Source organism: Streptococcus rupicaprae, assembly GCF_040545225.1.
Classification (GTDB): Bacteria; Bacillota; Bacilli; order Lactobacillales; family Streptococcaceae; genus Streptococcus; species Streptococcus rupicaprae.
Genome location: NZ_JBEPLO010000042.1, coordinates 1 through 12,554, shown reverse-complemented (window position 1 = coordinate 12,554; position 12,554 = coordinate 1). Strand labels below are relative to the sequence as shown.

Here is a 12,554-nt window from a genome sequence, read left to right as displayed (position 1 = left end):
AATTATAAACCATGACATGGGAAAACGAGCATCTCCAACTGCGGAAATGCTCGTTTTTGTCTATTCTGAAACTAGTTTTTGCCCAGCCTCTTTTTAAATCCAGCCATTTTCCTGTGCAACTTTTACCGCCTCAGTCCGGTTATCAGCAGCCAACTTGCCAAGGATATTGGTCACATAGTTGCGGACCGTTCCTTCGGACAGAAAAAGTTTCTGGGCAATTTCCTTGTTGGACAAGCCTTGGGCAATCAAGCTGAGTAACTTGCTTTCTTGCTCGGTCAGCGGATTGGAGTGGTGAAAAATCCCCTCCATCAGTTCAGGCGAGTATTCTTTTTGACCGTCTAGGACCTTATGGATAGTGGCCATTAAGTCTGAAACAGAGCGCTCCTTAAGCACATAGGCATCGACGCCAAGTTTAATGGCTCGTTCAAAATAACCCGGACGCTTAAAGGTGGTCACAATGATCACTTTAATAGCCTGATTAGCCCGCACCCATTCCAAGACATCAAGGCCCGTCTTTTCTGGCATCTCAACATCTAAAATGGCCACATCGACAGTTTTCTTTTGCAACAGTTCTATCGCGTCTGCACCATTGCTAGCTTGAAAAATCTCATCGACATCATCTTCCATCAGTAACAGTTGGCACATGGCATCGCGCAACATGGATTGATCTTCAGCAACTAAAAGTTTCATAGTGAAGTACTCCCTTCTTCTAAGGTGACACGGATATGGGTTGGCTGACTCTGGGAGACAATCTCAACCGTTCCCTTAACTAACTGCAGACGCTCTCGGATAGAATGCAATTCCTGACCTGTTAAATGAGCAAAACCACAGCCATCATCGATCACCTCAATCACAAGCCCTTTTTCGCGATAGAGCTGAATCTGACAAGAGCTGGCGCCTGCATGCTTGATGATATTGGTTGCCAACTCCCGTAAAATCATGGTCATGGTGGACTGGATGACTGGCGATAACTGGTCGGTTATCAGGTCATTGGCAATCGTCAAGGTCACACCAGACAAGGCAAACATCTCCTGGATGGCTGACAACTCTTCAGTAACCGTCCTAAATTTGAGGTTGTTGATGAGCTCACGGACCTCCTTCATGGAAGTCTTGCTGATCTGGTTGATGTCTTGAAGTTCCTTTTGCACAGCTGTTAGGTTTTCCTTATCCAGCTGTTTTAAAGCGAGCTCTGTTTTGACGCTGAGCATGGCAAAGGTATGCCCTAGCGTATCGTGCAAATCACGACCGATACGGTTGCGCTCGTTTTCAGCAGCAAGGAGATTGATGGTTTCATTTTGCTTGTAGAGTTCCTGTTTCATTTCTTCTTCAACTTGACTTTGATATTGGGTATAAAACATAGCTAAGATGAAAATCGCAATCAGAAAGAAGTAGACTTTATTAAACGTTGACGTTGAACGAATGAAGCCCACAATCGTCACTATTATAATTCCCAGCATAAAGGAGATAAAGCGATAACTTTTTAGTGAATCTCCAAATCTCCAGACTAAGAGATTGACGAGAAAGAACAAAAACCACATCATGGACCCTTCAATAAAACAGGACATCCAGACAATATAACCTAACAGGTAAAACCAGAGGAAAGCGATAATTTTTGGATAATCATTTTTGATATGGATGATAGCCATGTAGGCAAATCCAAAAAGAATAGACGGGCCAAGCGTCCACATAGGATAACCAAACCAAGCAATTCCACCCAGTGGAAAAATCAGAAAGACCAACCCCACATAATAAAGGGGGTCGGTTTGTTTGAAAGAGCGAAACATTATTTCACCTCAGTTTTGTTTTTAATCATCAGTGCAATACCTGTTATTATTATAGCATAGGCGATGATACTGAGGAAGGATTTCCACAAGACATCACCAGTTGCTGCGAATTGGACTACTAGCTGATTGACATGATACATTGGTGTCCATTTGGAAATAGTCTGCATCCAGTCTGGAAAGGTCTCAATAGGCATCCAAGACCCGCCGATAATCGCAAGTCCAAGAAAGGCAATATTAGCCACAATGGACATGGTCTGTGTGGATGGAATCTGAGCGATTAGAAGACCAAAGGAGAGAAAAATTAAACTTCCAAATAGGAGTAGACCGACAGACCCAATCCAGCGTTCAGCAGGCATGGTCACATCGCGGAAAAAAGCACCAATTAAAAAGGTCACAAGGATTGAAATGGTGAAATTCAAGAGGACACGGGCAATTTTAGACAGGTAATATTTCCAGATAGGAAGGCTAGAATGTTCAATATAAGTCAGCCAATTTTCCCTCTGATCTTCAACTAACATAAAAGGGAAGGTAAAAAAGCCGAAACTAGACATGGAGAAAGCTGTCATGGTTAGCATGAAGGACTGGACAATAGCTCTTTGCCCCTCAGGACTATTAGACATTGGCATGCCAGAGTAGAAAAGAAAGAAGCCAACAGGCATCCCAATTGCCATGATAAAGTTAGGCCATTCTCGCCAAGTTTTTATCCATTCGATTCTTAATAAGGCTTTCATTGTTCGTCCTCCTGTGTCTTGTCAAATAGGGTATGGAGCAAGGTTTTATTTTGCACCTCAATATCAGTAATTCTACAACCATGCTCTTGCAAAATATCCCATAACTTATCAATGTCCTTTGTCATAAAGCGAATAACATCGGTTTTGATTTCGACATCATAAAGGATTGGTAATTCGCGAACGACATCTAGGTAGTCTTTTGACAAGGTCACTTCCTTTTCATTGTCTTCCCGCCGCATGGCAAATGGTGTCGTGTCTTTCAAAAGTTTTCCCTGATGCAAAACCAAAATGCGCTCTGCGGTATGCTCGACTTCTTCAATATAGTGCGAAGAATAGATAATGGTACGACCTGCTGATTTAAGCTGGGAGATGATTTCCCAAAACCGCTGACGCGTCGAGGTATCCATCCCTGCTGTCGGTTCATCTAAAAAGATAATGCTAGGTTGCCCAATCAAGCAGAGAACAAAAGACAATAGCCGCTTTTGTCCACCGGATAATTTATCAGCCAACTGCTTTTTCTGTTCCGGAGAAAACTGTAAATAAGCGTCAATCACACCATCTGACAAAGGCTGATGAGCAACCGACTTAAAAAAGTCCAGTAATTCCTGCACCTTGAGATTTCCTGGTACGCGATTTTCCTGTGACAAGACTGCCATCTGTGTCCGTAACGTTGGGTGACGGACAGGTAGTCCCTGGATGGTGATTGTGCCTTGACTAGCCAATTTATCTCCCAGTAAACAAGACATCAAAGTCGTCTTCCCAGCTCCGTTTGGGCCAATTAAAGCAACACAGTCTCCTTGATAAACATCAAAATTTAGATCTGATAAAATGGACTTCCCTTTGATAGTCTTTCCAAGATTCTTCACTTCAATGACTTTGGTCATAGCGAGTCCCCCTTCTTTCTTCTAGCCAGTTTACAACCAGCGGAACTAACTCATAGATGGCAAACAGGATAAACCAGATCGTTCCGAGTAACCATACTAAAGGCTGCGCGGGGCTCATTTCTTGACGCGTAATGCCTAGGCGAAGGATATTTCCAATGACGATTAGGATGAGAATCCATAGGATAAATTTTTTCATGTCTCTGCTGTCCTTTCTTTTCGATAAGTCTAGGATACTCCTTTGTTCGCCTTAGTGGCAGTTCCAGATGTCATAAGAACCATATGACATTTGTCATAAGCTTAATATAAAAGATTCAGCAGACCCAGATGATGCAAAGTATTAGGGAGACGTATAGCGCCTAATTTTGTCGGCTGATGCGAGGAAGTGGTGGCACAAGCCATTCCTTCTCGCAACCGTGTTTGGATACTGCTATACTCTCTTCTGACCGCTTGAGCCAAAAAGCTTGGTGACGAGCATTATGAGCGGAGGGCTATATTGTTTTCAACAAAACAGCTGCTTCAAAACTCTTTTTAGGAAGTTACTTAATGTTAAGGTATTCCCTTGTATCGTGATCCCCCTCATCACGGCACGACGAGTGGCAAAAATTGCTAAATCATAAAAACGAAGAGGAGATGTTAGGAAACGAGGACTACTCAGCTGATGAAATCAGCAGAGTGGAGGATTGAGTTGTTGTGAAACCATGCTTTACCGTTTTTAAGGCTTGTATGTTTTGAAGGCCTCAATCACTGTGCTTTATGCCATGAACGATAAAAATGGAGAGATAATATCCTTTTGCTCCAGTCTCAACCTAAACCTTAGCAATAGGCTGGTAAGAGGAACTCTTTTTAACTTATTTTGTTTTATCCCACTTTCCAAATATATAGTAAAAAAATGAATGATAAATAGTTTTTGTAACTAAGTGTTATCATTCATTTTTTACTACTGGACTTTTTCTATTAGACTGTAAAGTGTTTGACTAAAAAATTGTCGAGCCTCAAGGAAGGGTAAGTCGCCAAATGGTTTGAGTTCAGCCATGATTTGGCGCTGATCATCTGGAATATGACTATATTGGTAGCAAGTCGTCATTAGAAGATTGTACTGAGTCATAAAGATCCGAATACTGGCTTCTGAAGCCTGAGGGAATTGCTGGCAAATTAGACGATAGATAGTTTTGAAAAAAGGTAGGGTGTCTTTTTTGAACTGATAGGTGAAGTCATAACCAAGTTTGGCTTCCAATGCAGAAGCATGTAGGGAAAGTAACTTGATAAAGAGGGGGCTATCAAAAGCACAGTCGACTAGGCTTTGGCAAAATTGCTCTTGAGACACGCGGTGTGGGAGTGCTTCTTGTAGTCGTTGCTCACAAGCAAGGTACTCCTCTTTTAGTAAGGCTAAAAAGAGCTCTTCTTTTGAGCGAAAGTAGTGGTAGACAGCTGGCCTAGAGAGTTCAAGATCCTTGGCGATGGCCACTAAAGTCAGATCAGCATAGTCTATCGTTAAAAATAGTTCTTTTGCCCGCTCTAAAATTAACTGCTTTCTATCGTCGATTTCCTGAGGGGTGCGTGCGCGTTTTTGTCCCATAGTGCCTCCTTTTCATCTATCATACTTTTTTTTAATTAATTTGTCAATATTGTTGACACTGTGTCTATTGTGTGGTATATTGTTTTTGTTGACACTGTGTTGATAAAAACTAATCAGGGAGAAAAATTGATGAAAAAAGGACGACTAAACCTACGGAATGCCTATGTAATGGCACCGATGACCACTTGGTCTAGCGATGACGACTATAGCGTATCAGAACAAGAGCTGGCATATTACGCTGCTAGGAGCAAGGAAGTGGGTATGGTCATTACAGGATGTGCCCATATTTCTGAGAATGGCATTGGTTTTACGAATGAAATCGGTGTTTACGATGACCGTTTTATTCCACGATTAGCTCAATTAGCCGAAAAAATAAAGGCAGGCGGTGCGGTTGCTGTATTACAGATTAATCATGCAGGAAACAAGGCTTTACCGAGTTTGACGGACGATATCATGAGTGCCAGTCCTGTGACAACAGAAGCGACAGCTTTCGCTCCGTCCTTGACACCGCGTGAAATGAGCGAGTCAGACATTCAGAGGACGATTGTCGAATATGGTCAGGCGGCACATCGGGCAATTATGGCTGGATTTGATGGGATTGAACTTCATGGAGCGCATGGCTTTTTGCTTCAAAATTTCTTATCTCCTCACTTTAATCAGAGGAAAGACCAGTGGGGCGGCACTCTCGATAATCGTTTACGATTTCCCTTAGCTGTGGTTGCAGAAGTTCAGCGTGTTATCGCTAAAGAAGCAACTCGTCCTTTTATTCTAGGGTACCGTGTGTCGCCAGATGAGCCGCTGGCAACTGGCCTGAAAGTAGAGGAAACGCTTGAACTAGCAGAGCGTCTTGTTGAGCAAGGTGTTGATTACCTTCACTTGTCCTTGGCGGGAGCGAGTCAATCACGACCGAAGGGGAGTGATAAGACCTATACACGTTTATTTTCAGATGTGATAGCTGGTCGTGTCTCTCTGATGGTAGCAGGAGGCATCGTTAACGAACGTACGGTGCAAGACGTTAAGGCGGAGGGAGCGGATTTGATGGCTATTGGACATGGATTGATCACTGATTTAAACTGGGTAAGTAAGATTGAACGTGGCGAGGAACCCCATCAGACCTTGTCACCTAAGCGGATCGCAGAGTTGCAATTGCCAGATAAGCTATGGCACCAACTTAAGGCTTCAGGTAACTGGTTTGTCATTGAGGACTCAGACGAGTAAAGGGATGAAATTTATTGTATTCTAGTTAAGAAATAAGACTTAAAGGAGACACCATGAAACTAGGATTACTCGGCACAGGCATGATTGTCAAGGAGGTCTTGCCTGTTTTAACGACGATTGAGGGCATTGAGCTTGGGGGGATTTTGTCCACGCCACGCAGTCTCGCGACTGCTCAGGAGCTGGCAAGCCAGTATGGGATACCGCTTGCGACCAGTGACTACGAAGACATTTTGACCAGCTCTGCCATTGACACCATCTACATCGGCACGCCCAATCACACCCACTACGACTATGCCCGTCAGGCGCTTCTGGCTGGCAAGCACGTCATTTGCTAGAAGCCTTTTACCCTGCGTGCGCATGAGTTGGAGGATTTGGTCACAATAGCAGAGCAGAAAAAATTATTCCTGCTAGAAGCCATTACCAACCAGTATCTGGGGAATTTCCAGTACATGAAAGACCAGCTCGCCCAGCTGGGGGACATCAAAATCGTGACCTGCAACTACTCCCAGTACAGCTCCCGCTACGATGCCTTTAAGCGAGGGGAAATTGCTCCAGCTTTCAACCCAGAGATGGGTGGCGGGGCTCTGCGTGACTTAAATATCTACAACATTCATCTGGTCGTGGGGCTTTTTGGCAAACCCCTGTCAGCCACCTATCTGCCAAATATGGAGCGGGGAGTGGACACGTCAGGTATTCTGACCATGGATTACGGGCAGTTCAAGGCAGTCTGTATCGGGTCAAAAGACAGCTCAGCGGTCATCAGCTCCACCATCCAAGGCGATAAGGGGTCGTTGACGGTCAATGGGGCAACCAACGCCATGCCATCAGTCACCCTAACCCTCAATGGGCAGGATAGCCAGACCAGCGACCATAACAGTCCACATCACCGCATGTATGCCGAGTTTGTGGCTTTTGAAGAGGTGATACGTACAGGAGATACCACCGCAGCCAAGTCTTCCCTCGACCATAGCCGAGCAGTGATGGCAGTCTTGGAGATGGCGACGAGTACGAACGGTTAGTCATTCTTGACCTCTTTTTGCTTGAATTTTTTATCACAAAGGCGTATGATAAAGTCATCCATTAACGAAAGAGGTGTTTATCATGGTAGATATACAAGTGATTCGAGACGCTTTGCGCCTCTTGGAAGACCTACAAGGTCAGTTTGAGACAACGGCACCAAACTCTTACGATGACCGCCGTATGCGCGAATTGCTGGATGAGGTGCTAGCTGTTGTCCGCAAAAGCAAAACAGCAGATAATACAGTTCTGATTGCTCTTGAGCGTTTTCATAAGAGCTTTTCGGTTTCAGTTGGGCTAGGGGCGGCAGAGCTGACTCAACCAGCTAAGAAAGCTTGGCGAGCCTACGATGCCTTTCACATGGATCAGGTACAAGGCAATCTCCACTTTTACGGTATCGGGATTGGGATCTAGCTTAACACTTTCACTATTTTATGGTATAATGCAAGAGGCTGGGGCAAAAGCTCTAGTTTCTGCATTTTTTTATTATAACGAACTAAACAAAACGCAGTGGTTGGGAGTAACTCTCACTGGCTTTGCCAGTTTTAGAGTTGCCCCTGCACAGTTCATTAGGCGCTTTAGCACCAATGAGCCACTGCTAGTGGGCTCTAATACGCTGATTTTATCAGCTTTTACAGCCCTAACGAATGAGGGAAATGTCTTTCCCAAATTTCCAACCTCAAACAGTCACTTTCCTGACTGTTTGAGCTGTGCGGAGGTGGGACGACATCGCATTCTTACGAATGACCGATTTCTGTCTCACTCTCTAATTTTATACAGAATTGAGAAACACACATGTCAAATTACGCCATTATCCTCGCAGCGGGTAAAGGAACCCGCATGAAGTCTGATTTGCCAAAGGTCTTGCACAAAGTGGCAGGGATTTCCATGTTGGAGCATGTTTATCGTGCCGTTCAGGCGATTTCTCCTGAGAAGATTGTGACTATTGTAGGACACAAGGGGGAATTGGTCCGAGACGTCTTGGAGAACAAAACCTTTTTTGCCGAGCAGACGGAACAATTAGGAACAGGTCATGCAGTCATGATGGCAGAGCCAGAACTCCTGGAAGCTGATGGTCAGACCATAGTCATTGCTGGGGATACTCCCTTGATCACTGGGGATAGCCTCAAGGAGCTGATTGATTACCATGTGAGTCATAAGAATGTGGCCACCATCTTGACAGCCGAGGCAGACAATCCCTTTGGCTATGGCCGGATTATCCGCAATGATAAGGACGAAGTCATCAAAATTGTGGAGCAAAAAGATGCCAATCACTACGAGCAAAAGATTACTGAAATTAATACAGGAACTTACTTGTTTGATAACAAGCGCCTTTTTGAGGCCTTAAAAGAAACGAACACGGATAACGCCCAAGGGGAATACTACCTGACAGATGTTATTTCGATCTTCCGTCAGGCTGGAGAAAAGGTCGGTGCATTCAAGCTCAAAGATTTTAATGAAAGTCTAGGGGTTAATGATCGTCTTGCCTTGGCCACTGCTGAACGGGTCATGCGTCAGCGAATCAACAGCCAGCATATGGTTAATGGGGTGACTTTTATTGATCCTTACGCCACTTATATTGATGTGGATGTAGAGATTGAGGCTGATGTAGCTATTGAAGCTAATGTAACCTTGAAAGGTCGGACAAGAATTGGTGCGGGATCCCTCCTGACCAATAATACCTATATCGTCGATAGTATTGTGGGAAAAAATACGGTGATTACAGCGTCAGTGATCGAAGAGGCAGAGGTGGCGGATGGTGTTACCATGGGACCTTACGCTCATATTCGTCCAGGCAGTATCATCAAACGCGAAGCCCATATCGGGAACTTTGTGGAAATCAAGGGATCAACCATTGGTGAGTACACCAAGGCAGGGCACCTGACCTATATTGGCAATTCAACAGTAGGAAGCCATGTCAATTTTGGTGCAGGAACCATTACTGTTAACTACGATGGTCAAAATAAGTATCAAACAGAAGTTGGCGACAATGCTTTCGTAGGGTCAAATGCGACGATCGTGGCTCCTGTTCGTATTGGGCAAAATGCTCTGGTAGCAGCAGGATCAACCATTACGGAGGATGTGCCGGATGATGCTGTGGCGCTAGGGCGTGGTCGCCAGGTCAATAAAGAAGATTACGCCAAATCCAAACCCCATCACCCAAACAATCACTAAAGCGCAGAACCCTAATAGCTGAAGGGAAAGTTGTCATTTTCTAGAAAGAAGAAAGTGATGTGCGAAGCTTGTTGAGTTAGCGAAGTCCGTTTCTAAGGAATTGCTTGGGGAAACGGAGACAGAGCATGCTTAAGGGAAGGGGCTTGGTTAGGCGCCCTAACCGCAAAGGAGACATAAATGGAATTTGAAGAAAAAACGATTCGTCGTGAGACCATTTTTGAAGGCAAGATTTTTACGGTCGCTGTGGATGATGTCGAGTTGCCAAATGGTCTTGGCCAGGCCAAGCGCGAGCTGATCTTCCATAAAGGGGCCGTCTGTGTCCTTGCAATAACACCTGAAGATAAGATTATTTTGGTCAAGCAATACCGTAAGGCTATTGAACGCCTCAGTTTGGAAATTCCTGCCGGGAAACTAGAAGTCGGTGAAGCAGGGAGTGAGGCAGCAGCGGCTCTTAGGGAATTGGAGGAAGAAACCGGTTATACGGCAGAAGGGTTGGAGTTGCTCTATGATTTTTACTCTGCCATCGGTTTTTGTGATGAGCGCTTACGTTTGTATGTCGCTAAGGGGTTAACGAAGGTTGAAAATCCGAGAGAAAAAGATGCGGATGAAACGATAGAACTCCTTTATTTGACCTTGGATGAGGCTAAGCAAGCGATTTTAACGGGTGAAATTGTCGATGCTAAGACCATCATTGCCATACAATATTTTGAACTAATGAGAGGAAATGGCCATGCGAAAGCCCTTGCTGACAGATGATATTCTAGCTCAAGCAGGTTACGATGACCAGCTAAAGGACACGTATTTGGATCAACAAGCCACTAAAGAGATTCATTTCGATCGCCGAGATTTTGAAGAATTTGAACATAGCGATGAGCCAGAAAGTCTGACGAGCCGGATCGAGGTTATTCCCAGTATTATTAAAAGTCGGCGGATTGAGAATGAAAAGCGTAGTGTTTTCCAGAGTAAGTTGAACCAGATTTTGGCAATTCTCCTGATTTTAGGGCTTGCCTTGGTCTTAGCCATTATTTACCTATAAGGAGAAGTCAAATGAAGATTGGAATTATCGCAGCCATGCCAGAGGAGCTCAAGGCTCTGTTGGAGGTCTTGCAGGATGGGCAAAAACACTTAAATCTTGGCAAAGTCTACCACACAGGCTATATCGGTCGCCATGAAGTTGTTCTGGTTGAGAGTGGGATTGGGAAGGTCATGTCAGCCATGAGTGTAGCTGTTTTGGTAGATTATTATAAGGTTGATGCGCTGATCAATACAGGGTCTGCAGGAGCAGTCGCTCAAGGACTAGCTGTTGGTGACTTGGTGGTAGCGGATCAATTGGTATATCATGATGTCGATGTAACGGCTTTCGGCTATGCTTATGGGCAAATGGCTAGCCAGCCTCTTTACTATGAGACGAGTGCTTACCTAGTTGCCGAAATGCGCAAGGTTCTGGCGGAGTTTGCCCTCTCAAGTCATATCGGATTGATTGCGACGGGCGATAGTTTTGTGGCTAGTCAAGATAAGATTGATCAAATTAAAGCCTATTTTCCAGAGGTATTAGCTGTTGAAATGGAAGGGGCGGCCATAGCCCAAGCGGCTCATGCTACTGGAAAGCCCTGCTTAGTGGTGCGAGCGATGAGCGACACCGCCAATCATGATGCTAATGTGAGTTTTGATGCCTTCATTATGCAGGCGGGTCGACAATCTGCAGAAGTCCTCATCGCCTTGCTACATCGTCTGATTTGATTTAAAATAGGAGAATGGCATGCGCCTACAGATTTTGAAAATCGTTGGAGCAACAGGGTTGGCTGTCGCTTTAGCTCACTATTTAGGCCTAGACAATGCAAGCTCAGCTGGAATTATTGCCATGCTGAGCGTTTTAGATACGCGTAAGTCATCCTTAAGAATCGCTTGGCAGCGTCTTATGTCAACCGTGGTTGCCTTGGTTCTTGGTGTGCTAAGTTTCTCTGTGCTCGGATTCCAACTGTCAGCCTTTTTGCTTTATCTGACAGCTTTTGTCGCCTTTGCCTATCGTTTTGATTTTAAGCCAGCTATTGCTCCTTGTTCGGTTTTAGTTACGCATCTTTGGCTGTCAAGAGACCTTAGTCTGCCATTTTTGGGAAATGAAGCGCTACTCATGATGCTGGGAACAGGGATGGCTATCTTACTTCACACTTATATGCCTTCTCGGCAAGAGAGCATTATTGCAGCGCGGTCAAACATCGAATCCCAACTAAAAGAACAGCTCTTGCTCCTGTCAGCCCTCCTTCGTCAGGAGCAAGAGGTAACGAGAAATCGCTTGGAAGATTTAGAGGCTTTGATTGCTGAGTCTAAGAAGACGGTTTATCAAGAACGGGATAATCAGCTCTTCAGCCAAACGGATTATGACCTGCACTATTTAGACATGCGCCAAGATCAAGTGCAACTCTTGAACATCATGTCTCATAACTTGGAGTCCTGTCACCTAGCCACAATAGAAGCGAAACTCCTAGCCAGTCTTTTTGAATTGACGGCAGACCAACTCAGCGAGTCTAATCCTGCGACCTACCTCTTGCAAGATATCGAAGCGATGCTAAAGCAGTTCAGAGAACGTGATCTCCCTAAAACTAGAGAGGAATTTGAAACTAGAGCTATTCTCTTTCAACTTTTAACAGACCTCACACGCTTCATCCAACTGAAAATAGATTTTTATCAAGAGTATCAAGGAAAGAGGGAGATGTTTGCCTGATCATCGCACCGGTTTCGAAAAAGACAGGAGGACTCAATCTTTCATAGGTTTGTCATTTTCTGAGTTTGTCCGAAGTGGGATGTTTGTCAACTGTCAGGATTTCAACAGTCCGAGATAGGCCGTTCCAATTAGAGACTTGAAATGAGGCAGTGAGGCTAAGGACTTTTTTTCGATATTCTCCTCCTGATTTAAATTCAAAATCTGGCTATAATGGTCCTTTCGAAGATGGGGTGTTGTCTCATTTAAACAGATAATCATTCGATAACCAACCACCCATTAAACCAGATTTTGATTGTTGGTTAGTGCCAGTAACACGCAAATTGAGAAAAAAGGAAAACGCCTAATACTAAAACAAAATCAAAAATAGATGTTATAATAGAGACATGACAAACTTATTCACCCAAGATAACCTTAACGAGTTAAAAGCAGCTTTGAAAAATCAAAGCT

The 12,554-nt window shown here is 44.4% G+C and carries 13 protein-coding genes and 1 pseudogene; 8 read left to right on the top strand and 6 right to left on the bottom strand.

Annotated features, from left to right (window positions below; translation table 11 throughout):
* Nucleotides 1–93: 93 nt before the first annotated feature.
* The 6 genes from ABID29_RS11875 to ABID29_RS11850 form a co-directional block, all read right to left on the bottom strand.
* Entirely contained in the window at nucleotides 94–690 is a 597-nt protein-coding gene (locus ABID29_RS11875) for a response regulator transcription factor (RefSeq protein WP_354366329.1), read from the bottom strand.
* Nucleotides 687–1,784, bottom strand: coding sequence for a sensor histidine kinase (locus ABID29_RS11870; RefSeq protein ID WP_354366328.1), 1,098 nt, complete (start codon nucleotides 1,782–1,784; stop codon nucleotides 687–689). Before ABID29_RS11870 ends, ABID29_RS11875 begins: the two co-directional genes overlap by 4 nt.
* A complete protein-coding gene (locus ABID29_RS11865) occupies nucleotides 1,784–2,515 on the bottom strand; it encodes an ABC transporter permease (protein WP_354366327.1) in 732 nt (243 codons plus the stop codon). The genes ABID29_RS11870 and ABID29_RS11865 overlap by 1 nt, the downstream gene beginning before the upstream one ends.
* Complete coding sequence (locus ABID29_RS11860; RefSeq protein WP_354366326.1) at nucleotides 2,512–3,399, bottom strand: ABC transporter ATP-binding protein; 888 nt, start codon at nucleotides 3,397–3,399, stop codon at nucleotides 2,512–2,514. The genes ABID29_RS11865 and ABID29_RS11860 overlap by 4 nt, the downstream gene beginning before the upstream one ends.
* Nucleotides 3,383–3,595, bottom strand: a complete 213-nt coding sequence (locus ABID29_RS11855; RefSeq protein WP_354366325.1) for a hypothetical protein — start codon at nucleotides 3,593–3,595, stop codon at nucleotides 3,383–3,385. Before ABID29_RS11855 ends, ABID29_RS11860 begins: the two co-directional genes overlap by 17 nt.
* Before the next feature lie 741 nt (nucleotides 3,596–4,336).
* Complete coding sequence (locus ABID29_RS11850; protein WP_354366324.1) at nucleotides 4,337–4,975, bottom strand: TetR/AcrR family transcriptional regulator; 639 nt, start codon at nucleotides 4,973–4,975, stop codon at nucleotides 4,337–4,339.
* Nucleotides 4,976–5,104: 129 nt separating this feature from the next.
* Here ABID29_RS11850 and ABID29_RS11845 point away from each other — a divergent pair, with 129 nt between their 5' ends.
* The 8 genes and pseudogenes from ABID29_RS11845 to ABID29_RS11810 all read left to right on the top strand — a co-directional run bounded on the left by ABID29_RS11845 (nucleotide 5,105) and on the right by ABID29_RS11810 (nucleotide 12,107).
* On the top strand, nucleotides 5,105–6,193 hold the full coding sequence (locus tag ABID29_RS11845; protein ID WP_354366323.1) for an NADH-dependent flavin oxidoreductase: 1,089 nt from the start codon (nucleotides 5,105–5,107) through the stop codon (nucleotides 6,191–6,193).
* Nucleotides 6,194–6,246: 53 nt separating this feature from the next.
* Nucleotides 6,247–7,212: pseudogene (locus ABID29_RS11840) on the top strand (Gfo/Idh/MocA family protein).
* Between the two features lie 82 nt (nucleotides 7,213–7,294).
* Nucleotides 7,295–7,624: a hypothetical protein gene (locus tag ABID29_RS11835; RefSeq protein ID WP_354366322.1), complete on the top strand. Its 330-nt coding sequence runs from the start codon at nucleotides 7,295–7,297 to the stop codon at nucleotides 7,622–7,624.
* 381 nt (nucleotides 7,625–8,005) lie between these two features.
* Nucleotides 8,006–9,385 carry a bifunctional UDP-N-acetylglucosamine diphosphorylase/glucosamine-1-phosphate N-acetyltransferase GlmU gene (gene glmU / locus ABID29_RS11830; RefSeq protein ID WP_168548402.1) on the top strand — a complete coding sequence of 460 codons (1,380 nt, stop codon included), beginning with the start codon at nucleotides 8,006–8,008 and terminating at the stop codon, nucleotides 9,383–9,385.
* 177 nt (nucleotides 9,386–9,562) lie between these two features.
* Nucleotides 9,563–10,141, top strand: a complete 579-nt coding sequence (locus tag ABID29_RS11825) for an NUDIX hydrolase (RefSeq protein WP_354366321.1) — start codon at nucleotides 9,563–9,565, stop codon at nucleotides 10,139–10,141.
* On the top strand, nucleotides 10,116–10,421 hold the full coding sequence (gene macP / locus ABID29_RS11820; protein ID WP_354366320.1) for a cell wall synthase accessory phosphoprotein MacP: 306 nt from the start codon (nucleotides 10,116–10,118) through the stop codon (nucleotides 10,419–10,421). The genes ABID29_RS11825 and macP overlap by 26 nt, the downstream gene beginning before the upstream one ends.
* A gap of 11 nt (nucleotides 10,422–10,432) precedes the next feature.
* Nucleotides 10,433–11,125, top strand: a complete 693-nt coding sequence (locus tag ABID29_RS11815) for a 5'-methylthioadenosine/adenosylhomocysteine nucleosidase (RefSeq protein WP_354366319.1) — start codon at nucleotides 10,433–10,435, stop codon at nucleotides 11,123–11,125.
* A 19-nt stretch (nucleotides 11,126–11,144) separates the two neighbouring features.
* Complete coding sequence (locus ABID29_RS11810) at nucleotides 11,145–12,107, top strand: aromatic acid exporter family protein (protein WP_354366318.1); 963 nt, start codon at nucleotides 11,145–11,147, stop codon at nucleotides 12,105–12,107.
* Nucleotides 12,108–12,554 lie beyond the last annotated feature (447 nt).